The 16,443-nt window shown below is 72.8% G+C and carries 16 protein-coding genes and 1 tRNA gene; 3 read left to right on the forward strand and 14 right to left on the reverse strand.

Annotation, left to right across the window (positions count from 1 at the left end; genetic code table 11):
* The first annotated feature begins 358 nt into the window (after positions 1-358).
* On the forward strand, positions 359-928 hold the full coding sequence (locus BBK14_RS17215; protein ID WP_420849170.1) for a phosphatase domain-containing protein: 570 nt from the start codon (positions 359-361) through the stop codon (positions 926-928).
* Positions 929-988: 60 nt separating this feature from the next.
* Here BBK14_RS17215 and BBK14_RS17220 read toward each other — a convergent pair whose 3' ends face one another.
* The 14 genes from BBK14_RS17220 to BBK14_RS17285 all read right to left on the reverse strand — a co-directional run bounded on the left by BBK14_RS17220 (position 989) and on the right by BBK14_RS17285 (position 15,171).
* Entirely contained in the window at positions 989-1,801 is an 813-nt protein-coding gene (locus tag BBK14_RS17220; protein WP_020462472.1) for an ABC transporter permease, read from the reverse strand.
* Positions 1,798-2,835, reverse strand: a complete 1,038-nt coding sequence (locus BBK14_RS17225) for an ATP-binding cassette domain-containing protein (protein WP_071063718.1) — start codon at positions 2,833-2,835, stop codon at positions 1,798-1,800. The genes BBK14_RS17220 and BBK14_RS17225 overlap by 4 nt, the downstream gene beginning before the upstream one ends.
* 63 nt (positions 2,836-2,898) lie before the next feature.
* Entirely contained in the window at positions 2,899-3,525 is a 627-nt protein-coding gene (locus BBK14_RS17230) for a MerR family transcriptional regulator (protein ID WP_116430100.1), read from the reverse strand.
* Positions 3,526-3,886: 361 nt separating this feature from the next.
* Positions 3,887-4,372, reverse strand: coding sequence for a bifunctional nuclease family protein (locus tag BBK14_RS17235; protein ID WP_006540374.1), 486 nt, complete (start codon positions 4,370-4,372; stop codon positions 3,887-3,889).
* A 159-nt stretch (positions 4,373-4,531) separates the two neighbouring features.
* Positions 4,532-5,347, reverse strand: a complete 816-nt coding sequence (gene ftsR / locus BBK14_RS17240; RefSeq protein ID WP_071063911.1) for a transcriptional regulator FtsR — start codon at positions 5,345-5,347, stop codon at positions 4,532-4,534.
* 16 nt (positions 5,348-5,363) lie between these two features.
* The gene (locus BBK14_RS17245) at positions 5,364-5,909 is read right to left on the reverse strand and encodes an FHA domain-containing protein (RefSeq protein WP_020572244.1); all 546 of its coding nucleotides are present in this window, start codon (positions 5,907-5,909) and stop codon (positions 5,364-5,366) included.
* Between the two features lie 409 nt (positions 5,910-6,318).
* Positions 6,319-6,699, reverse strand: a complete 381-nt coding sequence (gcvH, locus tag BBK14_RS17250) for a glycine cleavage system protein GcvH (protein WP_071063721.1) — start codon at positions 6,697-6,699, stop codon at positions 6,319-6,321.
* A 114-nt stretch (positions 6,700-6,813) separates the two neighbouring features.
* Entirely contained in the window at positions 6,814-7,665 is an 852-nt protein-coding gene (locus BBK14_RS17255) for a DUF881 domain-containing protein (RefSeq protein WP_071063722.1), read from the reverse strand.
* A complete protein-coding gene (locus BBK14_RS17260) occupies positions 7,662-8,012 on the reverse strand; it encodes a small basic family protein (protein ID WP_071063724.1) in 351 nt (116 codons plus the stop codon). The genes BBK14_RS17255 and BBK14_RS17260 overlap by 4 nt, the downstream gene beginning before the upstream one ends.
* On the reverse strand, positions 8,009-8,911 hold the full coding sequence (locus tag BBK14_RS17265; RefSeq protein WP_071063726.1) for a DUF881 domain-containing protein: 903 nt from the start codon (positions 8,909-8,911) through the stop codon (positions 8,009-8,011). Before BBK14_RS17265 ends, BBK14_RS17260 begins: the two co-directional genes overlap by 4 nt.
* Positions 8,912-8,978: 67 nt before the next feature.
* On the reverse strand, positions 8,979-11,495 hold the full coding sequence (locus tag BBK14_RS17270) for a mannose-1-phosphate guanyltransferase (protein WP_071063728.1): 2,517 nt from the start codon (positions 11,493-11,495) through the stop codon (positions 8,979-8,981).
* A 26-nt stretch (positions 11,496-11,521) separates the two neighbouring features.
* Complete coding sequence (gene clsA, locus BBK14_RS17275) at positions 11,522-12,124, reverse strand: cardiolipin synthase ClsA (protein WP_071063730.1); 603 nt, start codon at positions 12,122-12,124, stop codon at positions 11,522-11,524.
* Between the two features lie 226 nt (positions 12,125-12,350).
* Entirely contained in the window at positions 12,351-13,409 is a 1,059-nt protein-coding gene (locus BBK14_RS17280) for a C40 family peptidase (RefSeq protein WP_071063732.1), read from the reverse strand.
* 739 nt (positions 13,410-14,148) lie between these two features.
* Positions 14,149-15,171, reverse strand: coding sequence for a class F sortase (locus BBK14_RS17285; protein ID WP_241831615.1), 1,023 nt, complete (start codon positions 15,169-15,171; stop codon positions 14,149-14,151).
* Between the two features lie 351 nt (positions 15,172-15,522).
* Here BBK14_RS17285 and BBK14_RS38970 point away from each other — a divergent pair, with 351 nt between their 5' ends.
* Together BBK14_RS38970 and BBK14_RS17295 are read left to right on the forward strand one after the other, a co-directional pair.
* On the forward strand, positions 15,523-16,002 hold the full coding sequence (locus BBK14_RS38970; RefSeq protein WP_241831616.1) for a hypothetical protein: 480 nt from the start codon (positions 15,523-15,525) through the stop codon (positions 16,000-16,002).
* A 144-nt stretch (positions 16,003-16,146) separates the two neighbouring features.
* Positions 16,147-16,220: transfer RNA gene (locus BBK14_RS17295), tRNA-Pro, on the forward strand.
* Positions 16,221-16,443: the final 223 nt, after the last annotated feature.

The following is a 16,443-nucleotide window of genomic DNA, read 5'->3' on the forward strand; positions in this document are numbered from 1 at the left end:
GTTGCGTCACGTCGGGCCGTTTCACCGCATGCGGAACCGGCGACCACCCGGGTGTCTCCGGCCGGTGTCCCCGGCCAGTTCAGCCGATAACCGTGGGAAACACCCGATGATGAACTGGACCGTACCGGATGCCCGCCGGGACACCGACGGTTTATCCGCTGTGTCGCGCGTGTTCAATGGCCCGGCGGAGGAGCATCGACGTGGACGCCGTACGGGAGGCACACAAGTGGCGGATCCGGGGCGCATGTCCGGCCTGGACGCGGGGTCGGAGACCGAACCGGACGGGCTGGCGGGCCCCGGGGCCCCGGCCGGCGTTGGTGGCGGCGGCGGTGCGGGCGACGTGGATAGCGTGACCGGTATGGAAGGCGTGGCTGGTCTCGACAGCGTGGCTGAAGTTGACAGCGTGGCGGGTGGCCCGCTTCAGGCCGCCGCCGCGGCGGAGGCGCCGGCGGACCGACCGCTGGCCGTCATCGACGTCGACGGGGTGGTCGCCGACGTGCGGCACCGCCTGCGCTTCCTGCGGGCCCGCCCCGGTGACTGGGACGCGTTCTTCGCTGCCGCGGACGTCGATCCGCCCCTGGTCGAGGGGGTGGAGCTGGTGCGCTCGCTCGCCCGCGACCACGAGGTGCTCTGGTTGACCGGGCGCCCGGAGCGTTCCCGGGCCGCGACCGAGCGCTGGCTGCGGGAACAGGGGCTGCCCCTCAACGAGCTACGGATGCGCCCGGACGCGGACCGCCGCCCGGCGCGGATCTTCAAGCGCTCCGAGCTGCGCCGGCTCGGCGTGCACCGCCGGGTCGCCGTCGTGGTCGACGACGACCCGGCGGTCGTGGAGCTGCTGCGCGCCGACGGCTGGCCCGTGCTGCGCGCCGACTGGGTCGCCTACGAGCCCACCCTGGGCAACGCCCAGAACACCGAGGGACGCACCTGAGGCCGCGGCCCGCCACGATCGGCCCTGCCGTGATCCGGGCGGCCTGATCTCGCGGCCTCGTCAGCCTGCGGCGTCCCTCCGGAAGGCCCGGACGGCCAGCGGCCCGAACAGCAGCAGGATCCCGCCGCACCAGGCGAGCGAGAGCAGCAGGTCGTCAGCCACCGGGCCGCCGAGGAACAGGGCGCGCACGGCATCCACCGTGACGGTGACCGGCTGGTGGTCGGCGAACGCCTGCAGCCAGCCCGGCATCGTGTCGACCCGGGCGAAGGCGGAGCTGGCGAAGACGAGCGGGAAGACCCAGATCATCCCGCCGGACTGTGCCGCCTCCGTGCTGCGGACCGACATGCCGATCACCGCCGACACCCAGGAGAAGGCGTAGGAGAAGATCAGCATCACGCCGAATCCCGCCAGGATGGCCGGAACCGTGGTGTCACCGAAGCGGAAGCCGACCGCCAGGCCGACCAACAGCATGATCAGGATGATGAAGGCGTTACGGACCAGGTCGGCGAGTGTCCGCCCGGTCAGCAGGGCCGAGCGGCTCATCGGCAGCGACCGGAAGCGGTCGATCAGCCCCTCCTCCTTGTCGTTGGCGAGGCCGATCCCGGTCATCATCGCGCCGAAGATCACTGTCTGCACGAAGACGCCGGGCATCAGGAAGTCGACGTAGTCGAGATCCGGGCCGACGTCGATCGCGCCCCCGAACACGTAGCTGAACAGCAGGACGAACATCACAGGCTGGATGGTCGCGAAGACCAGCAGCTCGGGCACCCGCCAGGTCTTCATCAGGTTGCGCCGGCACATCACCCAGGCGTCGAGGAGCTCCCAGGTCAGCCGGCTCCGCCGCGCGACGGGTGTCAGATCGAGAGTGGTCATGCCTTCACCAGATCCCGCTCGTCGTCGCCGGTACGCGGGCCGGGAGGCCCGTCGTCACCGCCCGGCCCGCCGGGGCCGGTCGCACCCGCCGGGGCGGCGCCGTGACCGGTCAGGGTCATGAAGACGTCGTCGAGGGACGGGCGGTGCAGCGCGACGTCGACGATCGTGACCCCGATCTCGTCGAGGCCGCGCACGACCTCGGCGAGGATGCCCGCGCCGGAGACCGGGACGCTCACCCGGCGCTCGTCGGCGTCCACGGTGGCCGCGCCGGTACCGGACCGGGCCAGCACCTCGGCGGCACCGCCGAGGTCGCAGCCCTCGGCCACGGTGATGTCGAGCCGGTCGCCGCCGATCTGGCGCTTGAGGTCGTCGGTGGTTCCCTCGGCGATGACCCGCCCGGTGTCGACGACGGAGACCCGGTCGGCGAGCTGGTCGGCCTCCTCCAGGTACTGCGTGGTGAGCAGCACGGTGGTGCCGTCGCGCACGAGGTCGGCGATCACCCGCCACATCGCCTGGCGGCTGCGTGGGTCCAGCCCCGTCGTGGGCTCGTCCAGGAACAGCACGGCCGGCGCCATGATGAGGCTCGCCGCGAGGTCTAGGCGCCGACGCATGCCGCCCGAGTACGTCTTCGCCTGCCGCCCGGCGGCCTCGGCGAGGTCGAAGCGCTCGAGCAGCTCGGCCGCCCGCGCCCGCGCGGTGCGGGCTGACAGCCGGTACAGCCGGCCGAACATCTCCAGGTTCTCCAGGCCGGTCAGCCGCTCGTCGACGGCCGCGTACTGGCCGGTCAGGCCGATCCGGGGACGGACCAGCTGCGGCTGGCGCAGCACGTCGACCCCGAGGACCTCGGCCCGCCCACCGTCGGCGGCGAGCAGCGTGGCCAGGATGCGGACAGCGGTCGTCTTGCCGGCCCCGTTGGGGCCGAGAACGCCGTGGACCGTGCCCTCCGCGACGAGGAGGTCGAGCCCGGCAAGGGCCGTATGTCGGCCGTAGCTCTTGCGAAGGCCCTCGACGAGGACCGCGGGATGATCCGTCACACGGGGACCGTACGCCAGGCCACCGACAGTTCCCCAATGGTTTTTCCCCGCGGGGCGTGCCGATCAGGCCGAGCTGCGCCGCCGCCGGCGGTGGGCCAGCTCGTCGCCGGGGTGCGTCRCCGCCGGGTTGCCGGGGCGCTCGCAGGGCAGCTCCGCGAGCTGGCCGCGCATGTCCTCCAGCGCACGCCCGACCGCGATCGCGAAGACGCCCTGACCACCCCGGACCAGGTCGATCACCTCGTCGTCCGAGGTGCACTCGTAGACGGTCGAGCCGTCGCTGATGAGGGTCAGGTGGGCGAGGTCCGCCACTCCCCTGGTCCGCAGATGGTCGACGGCGGCCCGGATGTTCTGCAGCGACACCCCGGCTTCCAGCAGCTTGCGGACGACCCGCAGGACCAGCACGTCGCGGAACGAGTAGAGGCGCTGGCTGCCGGACCCGCTCGCCCCGCGCACGCTGGGCACGACCAGGCCCGTGCGCGCCCAGTAGTCAAGCTGGCGGTAGGTGATGCCGGCCGCCGAGCAGGCCGTCGGCCCGCGGTATCCGACGTCGTCACCGGGCGGCTGCGGGATCTCGTCGCCGAAGAGCTGACCCTGCTCGATCATGGTCGTCCGCTCGGCATCCACCCAGGCGGGATCGGCTTCCTCCGGCGCCACCCGCGCGGCTGCTCCGATCGAGGTGCCACCATTCACCAGTCCCATCCTCCGGACAGTCCGGGAGCCTCACGGCCCGCCCGCTGACGACACCGCCCACACCGGCGCCGCGCCACACGCCCACCAGCCCGGGCCCGCGCCGCGTCGGCGGCGGGGCACCGTGGCCGCCCCCGGCGGCGAACGGCGACGCATCCCCGCGCCGGCCGGCGCACCGGATGGGCAGTCGGTTCGCCCGACCGTAAGGGCGGGGCATCGTCTCTTCAATGATCCAAGCCGGCGTGTCCGTAGTCCAGCGGACATGCTGGCCGCACCAGGACAAGTGTGCGCCCAACCGGACGAGCTACCCCGCTCGGGTCACATCCGGCGCGGCACCGGGGCCTCGCGGCCCTCCGAGCCTGGTTCAGGAGCCCGGCGTGTTGAAATCCTCCGGCGAGATGGTGTCCAGGAACTCCCGGAACTTCTCCAGCTCGCTCTCCTGCTCCTGTTCCTGCTCCTCCGGGACGGTGATCCCGGCCTCGGCCAGGACCGCCTCGACCCCGTACACGGGCGCGCCCATCCGCATGGCCAGGGCGATCGCGTCCGAGGGGCGGGCGGAGACCTCCACGCCGTTACCGAACACCAGCGTGGCGAAGAAGACTCCGTCCTGCAGGTCGGTGATGGTGACCTGGGTCAGCTCCGTCTGGAGTGCCCGCAGCACATCCCGCATCAGGTCGTGGGTCATCGGCCGGGCCGTGGTGATGCCCTCCTGGGCGAAGGCGATCGCCGTCGCCTCGACCGCGCCGATCCAGATCGGCAGGTACCGCTCCCCACCCACCTCCTTGAGCAGGACGATCGGCTGCTTCGACGGAAGCTCGACACGCACGCCGACGATGTCCAGCCGATGCACCGATCTACCTCCTAGCGCAGGTGGGGTAGGGCGGGACGCTGTGACCGGAGCCAGAAAACCCCACGGGGAGACAGTATCCCCGCTACCGCCCCGCGTCAGCGCGCCCGCCAGTTCTCACTTTCCGTGGAAGATGGCGCCGTTTTGGGTGACCGTGCCCCGCTAGCCTGGCCGGCTGCCGGTCAACCGGGTCCGCAACAGCGCGGCATGCATGCGCACCAGCAGGGTGGCGAGCTCGTCGGCGGTCTCCGCGGCGCGGCCATCCGACTCCGACAGACGACCGGACCGCAGCGGCGCGACCGCCGCCTCGATGAGACCTGCCTCACGATCCGCCGCCGCGCGGGCGGCACGCAGGTGCCGCGCCTGGACGCCGTGCGCCGCGAGCAGGGCCACGGTACGGGCCACCAGCAGGGCGTCGGAGTCGTAGTAGCCGCCGCCCGCGATCGGGCCGACGAGCCCGTTGCCCTCCAGTTCGGCCAGCGAGTCGTCGTCGAGGCCGCTGGCGGCGAGCAGCTCGCGGCGGGACAGACGGACCCGCTCCGCGCCCAGCAGGCCGTCCAGGCCGCGGACAGCCGGCCGGTCGGGCACGGCACGCGGGCCCGTCCGGGGCAGCGGGGTGTCGCCTCGGTCGAGCGCCGCGAGCTCCTCCTTGATCACGCGCAGCGGGAGGTACCGCTCACGCTGGGCGTGCAGCACGTGCCGCAGGCGCATGACGTCGTCGAGCGAGTACTTCCGGTAGTTCGCGCTGGTGCGCGCCGGCTCGACCAGCCCCTCGGACTCCAGGTAGCGGATCTTCGAGAGGGTGATGTCGGGGTACTCGGTGCGAAGTCTGTCCAGCACCTCGCCGATGTTCAGGGTCTTCGCGGCATCCTCGGGCCGCTGTCCCGGGCCGCCCCGCCGCGACGATCCCGGCCGGGACTCCTCCGCACGACCGGACGAGCGCATGGGTTCCGCCGCGGCGCTGCTGCCGCCGCTCACCTCGTCGTGGACCTGTTCACCGAACCCCGACCCCCCCATAGGTCGCGCCCGTCAGGAAGACCAGGCGGAACTTGCCGATCTGGACCTCGTCGCCGCCGGTGAGCTCCGCGGAGTCGATCCGCTCCCGGTTCAGGTAGGTACCGTTCAGGCTGCCGACGTCACGCACGGAGAATCCCTTGGTGTAGGGCGACCGGTGGAACTCGGCATGCCGCCGGGAGACCGTGACGTCGTCGAGGAAGATGTCGCTCTCCGGATGGCGCCCGACGGTGGTGAGATCGGCGTCGAGAAGGAACCGGCTGCCCGCGTTCGGGCCTCGCTTGACGACCAACAGGGCCGAGCCGGGCGGAAGCGCGTCGACGGCGGCGACGGCGTCGCGCTCGGTCGACTCGTCGACGTGGTCACCCTCGATGCCGGAGAGCGCGGCGGCCAGGTTGAGCGTCGACGTCTGCTCCGCGGGTCGCTCCGGCGCCACGGGCTCGCCCGGACGCACCAGAGGCGACCCGCACCGCGCGCAGTACAGCGCGTCGGACGGGTTCTGCTGGCCGCACCTCGTGCAGAACACAGTCTCGTCCGCTTCCTGCCGGATGCCCGCAGGCGGGAGCCCGGCCGCTCGGTCCGCCGCCCTGACGGCGGCAGGAATGTTCCCCGACAGGGGCCTGACCCGATGTGATCGGGCACTCACCCCGCGCGAACGGCCGAACGCGGCGGTGTCCGCGGCCGATGCCGTCACGGCGCACTTCGAGGCTAGTGCATCAGGCGCACCGTCGTGAAAAGGGTGCGTCGGGTGTTTGTTCGGCGTGGCGCCACCGCACACGGGCGGTGGCCGCCCTTCACTTGACATCGGACGAGATAGGACATAGCCAGGCCAATGCGCATAGCACCGCCCAATGACCGCGCCCACCCCGGGAACGCCTGTCCCGGAATGACAGTCCGGCCACGAACTTCACGCCGGCCGCGAACTTCCCGCGCGGCTACTGCTCCTTGACGTGCTCGCGGTAGGCGGCGGCGTCGAGCAGGTCGTCGAGGACGGCCGCGTCCACCACCGTGACCTCGACCAGCCAGCCCTCCCCGTAGGGGTCGGAGTTCACCAGCTCGGGAGCGGCGACGAGCGCCTCGTTGCGGGCCGCGACCTCGCCGGAGACGGGCGCGTAGATGTCGGAGACGCTCTTGGTCGACTCGACCTCGCCGCACGGCTCCCCGGCCGAGACGGCCTGCCCGACCTCGGGCAGCGACACGAAGACGATGTCGCCGAGTGCCTCCTGCGCGTACGCGGTGATGCCGACCCGCACCCTGTTCCCCTCGACCCGGGCCCACTCGTGCTCACGGGTGTACTTCAGGTCGTCCGGGTACACCGGAATCGCCTCCTGCGGTCGTGGTGCCGAGCGCCGGCACGGGCGTCGACGGACGCATGGGACCGTCCGGACGGCCGGCGCCCACCGCGACGGCGTCGTCGCGGGGCGCGCCCCTCAACCGGCTGGACGGGCAAAACGGGGGGTCGGAACGGCCCGCAGCGCCCTGATCTCGATCCGATCCGAGTTCGTGACCTCAGCATGCGCGCCATCCCGGGTAGCTACCGTATCGAGCACTCCGCCAGGAATCCGCATTGCCTGGGCAAGCGTGTGCGCGTCCCCGACCACGCGCAGCTCGTAGGGCGGCACGACACTGCCGCCGTCCACGGTCATACCGCCGCCGGGAGCGTCGACGATGTAGGTGGAGGCCACAACACGGACACCGGAGAGCTCGATCGCCTCGGCACCGGCGTCCCGCAGCTCCTGCAGGGCGTCGACGAGGATCCACGCCTCGACGGTCCCCCGCGGGTCGTCGATGCGGAGGGTGACGCCCGGCCCGGTCGCCGGGCCGGTGCCGGCGAGTACCGCCAGGGCCTCGGCCTCGCGGCGGGCCCGGTCGAGGTCGGCGTCGCCGCGCGCGCCGTCGGCGACCGCGGCGCGGGTCTGCTCGAGACCGGTGGCCTCCACCTCCAGCCGCCGCCCGGCGACGGCGAGGTCCTCCAGCTCGGTGGCGAGCTCGTCGGGCCGGGCCGCCGCCAGCCGCTCGGGCGTGTCGGCGATCCGGATCATCACGGCGACACCGAATCCCAGCACCGCGAGCAACAGAACCGTCACGTATCGCAACAGCCGCACCCGGGAGCCGGTGCCGCCGCTCGTCGCCTTCCCGACAGTCGGGTGCACGACAGCGGGGCCGCCGCCGGCCGGCCCCGTGGTGTCCGCCGGCTCCCCGAGCGGCAGCTCACCGGGAGGCGACTCGCCGGGCGGCGGCACGTGGAGCCGAGGAGTGCGGGACGGCAGCTCGTCGGTCACAGTTTCAGCAGCGATCGGCGGACCGCGCTCGCGTTGGTGAAGATCCTGATGCCGAGGACGACGACCACCGCGGTCGACATCGCGCCGCCGACGCCGAGCGCGTCACCCAGCGCGACGAGCGCCGCGGCCAGCAGCACGTTCGACAGGAAGGACACGACGAAGACACGGTCGGAGAAGACCCGCTCCAGCGCCGCGCGCAGGCCCCCGACCGCCGCGTCCACCGCGGCGACCACCGCCACCGGCAGGTACGGGTCCAGCCAGGTCGGGGGCTTCGGCGCGACGAGGAGCCCGGCGACGACGCCGACAACGAGCGCGAGCAGGCCGGTGATCGCACCTTCACGGGTCAAGATCCGCTCCCTCGGGCATATCGGAGGCTCGGGCTGGGGGCCGCCGGCACGGTGACGTCGTCCAGGCGGGCGACGGTCACGGCGTTCGGGGGCGCGCCCATCCGGGTGCGCAGGCGCAGGGTGACCGCCGCGGCGGTCACCCCCGGAACGATCGTGTCAGGGTCCCCGACGACGTCGACCACGTAGGGTGCCGCGACCGGGCTCAGGCCGACCAGGATCGTGTCGCCCGCGGCGCGCACCGCGCTCAGCGCGGTCAGCCGGACCCCGTTCACGGCGATGGCCTCGGCGCCGGTGGCCCACAGCGCGTTCACCATGTCGGCCAGGTCGTGGTCGGCGAGCCGGCCGTCGGGGCCCTGTGCCGTCGGCCGCGGGTTGCCCGCGTCGGCGGGCGGCCCGGCCGACGGGTCGACGAGGGTCACCCGCGCGCCGGGGCCGCGTGCCGGCGCCAGGCCGGCCGGCGCCGCGAGCGCGTCGATCTCGGCGTTCGCGACCGCCCAGAGCCCGTCGGCCGTCCGGCGCCGGTTCACCAGGCCCTCAGTGGCGGAGCGGAGCACGGCCACCGAGGAGGCGAGGCCGTCCCGGTGGGTGGAGCGGGCCTCGTACTCGGCGCTCAGCCGCGCCCGCAGCCGCTCCCGGGACGGCGCGTCATCGACCGCCTGGCGCACGCTCACGGCGACAAGCAGGCCCGCGAGAAGCAGCGTCAGGGGCAGCAGCAGCCGCCTGGCCCACCCGCCACCGCGCCGACCGGCTCCGCGCGCGGCGTCGGAGCCCCGCGCGTAGGCGGGCTCGAGCGCGTCGGCCACGATCCGCTCGAGCACCGTCGCCGCGGCGCCGCCCGCCAGCGGGCTCCCCCCGCTCGCGCGCGTGGTCAGCCGTGTCCGTCCGTGCACATCCGGCATTCTCGCCGATGGCCGGCTGGCCACTGTGGCATACCCGTCGCGTTCCGCCGCCGGGAAGCCATTACGATCATGGACGGTTGACGGGAGCCTGCTCCGGCGGCACCGTCTCCACGACGGCGCTCCACCGGCGCACCAGCTTCTGCGCGCCACCCAGATCCGCCGCCTCGGCCCACAGGTGGGTCACCGCCTCGGACGGGTCGGGCAGCACCAGCACCCAGGATCCGTCCGGGCCGACGACGCGCACCCCGTCGGTGGTGTCGACCTGGTCGCCCGAGTCGACGTCCACCGACTCGACGACGCGGCGCATGACGGTGCCCTTCTCCGCCCACGGTGTGGGCACCGACGCCCGCACCATCGCGACCGGAGGGATCCGCGCGTCTATCGCGCTGAGCGTCAGCCTGGTCCGGGCGACCAGCGCGACCAGCCGGACGAACGCCGCCAGGCCGTCGATCACGGGGGCGAACTCCGGCACGACGAACCCGCCCCGCCCGTCGGCGGCGAAGACGATCGGCTCGGCCTGCACGACCCGGGAGAGCTCGGAGCCGGACATCGACATCCGCCGCACGGTCAGGCCGTGGAAGCGCCCCACCTGGTCGGCGACCCGGGTGGTGGTGACGGGCACCGCCGCCTGGGCGCCGCGGTTCTCCGCCGCGACGAGGTCGAGCATGACCAGCAGGGCCCGCTCGTCGCTGATGAGGTCGCCGCGCTCGTCGACGATGGTGATCCGCTCGCCGATGTGGTCGAAGCGGACCCCGAACGCGGCGCGCGAGCTCGCCACGAGCGCGCCCAGCCGGTCCAGGGCCCTGCGCTCCTGCTCGGCGCCGGGCTCGGGGTAGGTCTCGTCCAGCCGGCCGTTGACGGTCAGCACGTCGACGCCGAGCCGGCCGAGCAGGGTGGGCAGCAGCAGCGACGCCGCTCCCCCGGACGGGTCGACGACCACCTTGAGATCCGCCTCGGCGAGCCCGCTGGTGTCCACCCGGTCGAGCAGGTCCTGGGTGTAGACGTCGGCCGTGCGCGCCGGGAAGCGCAGGTCGCCGATCTCGCCGGGGAACGCTCGGCGGAACTCCTGCCGGGTGAACACGCGGTCGAGCTTGCGCTGCGCGGCCGGGGAGAGATCGTCGCCGTCGGCGTCGAGGAAGACGATGTCGATGCGCTCGGCGTCGCCCGGCTTGGAGCGCAGCATGATTCCGCCGGCCGCGTCCGAGGTGCGGACGTCGAAGCGCGCGACCGGCAGCGGGGCCACCTCCAGGTCACGGACGTTGATCGCGCCGGCGGTGAGGGCGCTGATCACGGCCCGTTTGAGGGCCCGGGCCGCGCGCGAGCCGTCCCGCGCGGTGGTGACGGTGGAGCCCTTCTTCAGCGTCGTCGCGTACGCGCTGGCCAGGCGGACCACCAGCTCCGGTGTGATCTCCGCGTTGACCAGTCCGGAGACCCCACGCGGGCCGAACAGCGACCGCTGCCCGCGCGACTCCCAGATGACGCTGGTGTTGACGACCGCCCCGGCCTCGATGGTCTTGAACGGGTAGACCTTGACGTCATGGGAGACGAACGCCTCCTCCTGGATGACGCACTCGTCGCCGATGACCGCGCCCTCCTCTATGCGCGCGGCCCGCAGCACGTCCGTGCTCTTGCCGATCACGCAGCCGCGCAGGTTCGTCCGCGGGCCGATGAGCGCGTTGTCCTGGACGACCACCCGGTGCAGGAAGGCCCCCCGCTTCACCACCACGTTGCTGCCGAGCACGGTGAACTCGCGCAGCTCGGCGCCGGCCTCGACCTTGCTGTAGTCGCCGACGACCAGCGGTCCCTTGAGGATGGCGTCGGGATGGACGTCGGCGTCCTCGCCGATCCACACCCCCGGGGAGACCTCGAACCCGCCGATCGAGACGTCCACCTGCCGGTTCAGCACGTCCGCCTGGGCGCGCTGGAAGCTGGCGATGGTGCCGACGTCCTCCCAGTAGCCGCCGGCGACATAGCCGAACACCGGCGCCCCGGCGGCGACCAGCCGGGGGAAGACATCCCCGGACCAGTCGACCGCCTCGCCGGCCGGGACGTGGTCGAGGACCTCCGGCTCCATCACGTAGATGCCGGTGTTGACAGTGTCGGAGAACACCTGGCCCCAGGTCGGCTTCTCCAGGAACCGGGAGATCCGCCCGTCCTCGCCGGTGATCACGATGCCGAACTCGAGCGGGTCGGGCACCGACTTGAGCGCGACGGTGACCAGCGCGCCCTGCGCCCGGTGGTAGGCGACGAGGTCGGTCAGGTCGATGTCGGTCAGGGCGTCACCGCTGATGACCAGGAACTCCTCGTGGCGCAGCGCGTCCTCGGCGTTCTTCACGCTGCCCGCGGTGCCCAGCGGCGTGGTCTCCGTCGCGTAGGACAGGTGCATGCCCAGCTCGTCGCCGGAGCCGAAGTAGTTGCGGATCATCGCCGCGAGGAACTGGACCGTCACCACGGTCTCGTCGAAACCGTGCCGCTTGAGCAGCCGCAGGACGTGCTCCATGATCGGGCGGTTGACGACCGGCAGCAGGGGCTTCGGCAGGTTCGCGGTCAGCGGCCGCAGCCGGGTGCCCTCGCCGCCCGCCATCACGACGGCTCTCAAGGGTTACCTCCCTATTTTCGCGCCGCGGCCAGGCGGGCGCGTTCCCCGGCCAGCCGGCGGGCCTGTTCTGCGTAGAGGAGGCCGGACCACCAGTAAAGAGCGATACCCCAGATGGCGAACGCCCACCCGAGCGGGCGGGCCGCCGTCGCCAGCCACGAGTCGCCGGCGGACAGCAGCAGGAGCGGGAAGGCGTACAGCAGGTTGAAGGTGGCCGCCTTGCCGAGGTAGTGGACGGGCAGCGCGGTGCCCACCCCGAGCCGGCGCAGCACGGGCACCAGGCCCAGCAGTGCGACGTCCCGGGCGACGAGCGCCAACGCGAACCACAGCGGGACGATGTCGCGCAGGGTGAGCGCGGCGATGGTCGCGAAGATGTAGAGCCGGTCGGCCAGCGGGTCGAGAGTCACCCCGAGGCGGCTGGTCTGGTTCAGCACCCGGGCGAGCTTGCCGTCCAGGTAGTCGCTGATGCCGGCGAAGGCGAGCACACCCAGCGCGGCACCGTCCGCCTCCGGGCCCAGCGCGAGCCAGAGGAAGAGCGGCACGCCCAGCAGGCGCAGACCGGACAGCAGGTTCGGGATGGTCCAGATCCGGTCGGAGGCCTGCGTCTCCGCCGTCACGCCGCGTCCCTCCTCCCCGACCCGGCCGCACGAAGACGGGCGCCGACGGCTCGCGCGCCGACCGCTGGACGCGGGTCGTCGGCTCTGACGCTAGCGGATAGGCGCCGGCCGGGTCGCCGAGTGGTCGCCGCCGTCCGGGCCCGGCGTGGTGCGGGACGGCGCGCGGCCAGGTGCGGGAGCGCGGGGCGGCACTCGGCCCGGTTCGGGCCGAGTGCCGCCCCGCGCGTCACATGATCCGGCCGACCTTGTAGGTGGAGCTGTAGATCGGGCGGAGCGACACCACACCGCCGGTCTGCGGCGCGGCCCACATGTAGCCGTTCCCGGCGTAGATGCCCACGTGGTAGATGTTGCCCTCGGTCCCGTAGAAGATCAGGTCGCCGGGGCGCTTACCGGACTGCGGCACGTGGGTAGACACGTCGTACTGGCCCTGCGCGGTGCGCGGCAGGGAACGTCCGAGCTGCTTGAAGACGTACTGGACCAGGCCGGAGCAGTCGAACGAGTAGGGGCCCTCCGCCCCCCACACGTACGGCTTGCCCTTCTGCAGCGAGGCCAGGTAGACGGCCTTCTCCCCGATCGAGCTGCCCGGGATCACCGACGGGATGGCCTGGCTGACGGCCGGGCGGGGCGCCGTCGGCGCCTTGATCGTGATCGTGGCCGCGCCGGCCAGCGAGGGCCGCAGCGCGCTCGTGCCGTCGAAGACGGCGGTGATCGTCGTGGTGGTCAGCAGCCGCGCGGTGATCTGGGCCTGACCGTTGGTGTCGGTCGTCAGCGCCGTCGAGGTCTGCCACTTCGGCCCGTTCACCACGACGATGCGGACCCGCTGGTTGGCCAGCGGAGCGCCGCCAGCCTCATTGGCCCGGACGGTCAGCACCACCGGGGCGTTCGGCGCGACCGTGGTGTTGTCCGCCGTCAGCGAGACCTTGGTGAACATCGGCTCGGAGGACGCGATCGCCCCCGCCAGCGGCGCGGCGGCGGCCGCGGCGGCGGCGGCCGCGGCGTCCGGCGCGTCCGTCCCGCCCTGGCCCGGCAGAACGGAGGCCGTCTGGGTCGCGCCCGGGTCGATGGACGCGGCGCCGTCCGGGGTGGCCGGCACCGTGGCGGCGAAGGCCGCCGTCGAGGCCGCGAGCGTGCCCGTGGTGAACGCGGCGATCGTCGCCGCCCGACGAGGCGGCTGGGAGGTGCGCCGCCGGGCGCCCGTACCCGATCGGGCGTTCGAGGGGCGCTGTCGCCCCTTGACGAACTGCTCCCAGTCCTCGGGCAGCCAGGCAATTCCACGACGGGGCAACGCGTGTCCTTCTCTCTACCGGCGCCTGTGAGGCGCTCTGCCGCGCTCGGCATCGCACACCGACCCGCCGGCCAGCACGGCCGGCAGGACCGGATCGGCCGTCCGGCGGCCGGACGGATCGCCCGGTCACCGGGACCGCCGAGGTCCCTCGTCCTGCCCCGCCTGTCTCGGAGGGGTCGTCGGGCCGGGGGCAGGACACGGCGCTTCGGCTCGACGCTTTACATACATCGGACGGTGCTCGGCACTCTCAAATAGCTGTGCACGCAGGTGCCGATGCTGAAGATAGTGGACTTCGGCACTTGCCCGACAATCACCCCCCTCACAACAATCGCCCACCTTCCCGGAACGCGAGGGTTCGATCACGACATGGAAATAGCCGCTTACTTTCCGTCGGATCAACACCCGGCGGGCGTGGGGCGGGCGGGCCGTGACGGCACCCGGGGAGAGGCCGCTGATGCCTGCCTGATATAGGCATTCGGGCTTCCGGCGCCAGCCGGGCGGATCATCAGGGCGACGCGCGCCGGAACGCCCCCGCACGGGCCGCCAGACCGCCCCGGACGTGGCCTTTTGGGTCCGGGCGCCAGCGACGGCGGGTCTGCGCGGCCACACCGGGCAATACGCGTGAAACAGAATGGGCGGGGCGGGCTCGACCTTCGTGGGGGGCGCGCGACCGCCGCGGAGCGCCCGCAAAGCACATTGGGGCCACCGCGAAACATCCGGCGAAAGGTCGCCGGCCGGCTCAGCCGGTTGGGGCCGGCGGAGCGGGGGCGTTCGGCGCCGCGCCCGCGCCTGGCACGGGCGCGGCGGGCGCGGGCATGGCCGTAGCGGGCGTGACAGGCACGGGCGCGACAGACACCGGGGCTGCGGGTGCCACCCCGACCGGCACAGGGATGGCGGGCGCCGGCGCGACTGGAGCGGGCACAGCCGGCGCGGACACGGCCGGGGACGGGGACGGGGACGGCGCCGGCGCGACTGGAGTGGGCACAGCCGGCGCGGACACGGCCGGCGCCGGGGCGCCGGCGGGCGGCGCCCCGGCGCCGGGCGGCTGGGCGCCCGGCACGGACGGGCTGTTCGCGTGCGCGTAGACGATCAGATTGCTCAGGTAGTGGTTCGTGTCCTCGTCGAACGCCCCGCCGCAGGTGATCAGCCTCAGCTCCGGCCGGCCCACCGCGCCGTAGACGCGATCGGTCGGGAACGCCTTCTTGGTCGTGTCCTCCGTGCGGTCGACCGTGAACGTCGTGCGCAGCCCGGTCGGCGAGGTGACCTCGATCTGGTCCCCGGCGCGCAACGCCCGCAGGCGGTAGAAGACGGCCGGCCCGGAGGTCGAGTCGTAGTGGCCGACCAGCACCGACGGGCCGAGCGCGCCGGGCGCCGGGCCCCGGTCGTACCAGCCGACCTCCTGCCACTTCTTCGGCACGGCCAGCGAGCCGTCGGCGTTCAGCCCGAGCCGGACGATCGCCGCGTCCACTCCGATCGCCGGGATCCGCACCCGCGTCGGGTCGGTGACCACGACCGGCGGGAGCGCCGGCACCGGCGCGGCGGCCGTCGGGCCGGTGGGCGCACCCGTCCCGTCCAGGGCGCCGGCCTGGTCGATCGCGGTGCCGAGGCCGGCGACGTCGACCCTCTCGGTGTCCGAGGGCGGGGCGGGATCGGACTCGGTCAGCCGGAACCCGCTCCCGACGACCAGTACCACGCCCGCGACGAGCAACAGGCGGGAGAACGTCATACGCACCGGCGACCGCTCCGTCGCTCCACGCTTCACGACTGTCTCCGTCCAGCGACCGTCCATCGACACCGACCCACCAAGAACTACGCAAGGTGATGGTATCGAGCCTCGGTGGTAGCCGAGCGTAGTTGCGCGTCGAGTCGCGTGACGCGAACGACCCACGCCAGGACCACATCCGGCAAGGAGGTGCGAGGCGGTCGCGCGCCGCAGCTCAACCCATGTCCCGCAATGGATGCCGGTCCCGCGCCGGTCGCACCCGCGGCCCGTTCGGACCCGTCACACCACGCCGTCTCGCTGCGTCCCATCCCGACCACTCCTCGCTATGGTGTCACTCGCAGTGACCAAGCAATAACCATGCGTGAGAGAGGGGACCAGATGAGGAAGGGAATGGGACGGAGCGCCGCGCTTCTCGCCATGTCGAGCGCGGCAACCGTCATCCTCAGCTTCGGACCCGGACTGACGGCCGCGCACGCCGACATCTTTGACGACAAGGGTCGGTGCGACGACAAGAAGTCCGAGGAGTGGGACATCTTCGGCGACAAGGACAGGGACGACAAGGACCGCGAAGGCGACAAGGAGGCCCGTGCCTTCGTCGACGACAAGGACGCCGTCAAGGACGACAGGGACAAGGACGACGACTGGTTCGACGACAAGGACAAGGACAGGGACTGCCCGGTCGGCGTCGTCGCCGGTGCCGGTGTCGGTGTCGGTGCGGGCGCCGGAGGGGCCCCGGTCGGCGGCGTCGGCGCGGGCGGTGGCGGCACCGCGGACAGTGGCAACTCGCCGCTGCTGCCGATCGCCGGGGCCGGTCTCGGTGCCATCCTGATCGGCGCGGGCATGCGCCGCCGCGGCCACGGGTCGATCTGAACCGACCGCCCCCCAGGAGCCTAGGACGGATCGGCCGGTGTGGTCATGTCGCGCCGGCCGATCCCCCGGGACGGACCTGAGCCGGTGTGTGAGATCGACCCCCACCACAGCGCCGGATCTCCGGTAGGGTAGCGTTCGTCAGCACGGGACGTGGCGCAGCTTGGTAGCGCACCAGACTGGGGGTCTGGGGGTCGCAGGTTCAAATCCTGTCGTCCCGACATAAAACGGTTTACCGCCCGCTGGACAGGCAGAAGCCTGGTCAGCGGGCTTTTTCGTGCTGTCGGGACCACCTGGCCGATCCCGGTTGAAGGGCTCCGCCTCGTCCCCGTTGGGACCTCGGGACCTGATCTGTCAGGTGCCGCGCCGCCCGGCGGCTCCCCGCTTCCGGGCCACGACGAACCGACGGCACCGGATGCAGGAACGTCACGCTGTCGTCAGCGC

Source organism: Parafrankia soli (assembly GCF_001854695.1).
Classification (GTDB): Bacteria; Actinomycetota; Actinomycetes; order Frankiales; family Frankiaceae; genus Parafrankia; species Parafrankia soli.

Excerpts from the sequence above, each read along its gene's own strand:
- BBK14_RS17270 (WP_071063728.1), bottom strand. The coding sequence starts at position 11,495 with ATGGCGGGCGGCGAGGGCACCCGGCTGCGGCCGCTGACCGCGAACCTG.
- BBK14_RS17215 (WP_420849170.1), top strand. The coding sequence starts at position 359 with ATGGAAGGCGTGGCTGGTCTCGACAGCGTGGCTGAAGTTGACAGCGTG.
- BBK14_RS17265 (WP_071063726.1), bottom strand. The coding sequence starts at position 8,911 with ATGCCGGATGTGCACGGACGGACACGGCTGACCACGCGCGCGAGCGGG.
- BBK14_RS17220 (WP_020462472.1), bottom strand. The coding sequence starts at position 1,801 with ATGACCACTCTCGATCTGACACCCGTCGCGCGGCGGAGCCGGCTGACC.
- BBK14_RS38970 (WP_241831616.1), top strand. The coding sequence starts at position 15,523 with ATGGGACGGAGCGCCGCGCTTCTCGCCATGTCGAGCGCGGCAACCGTC.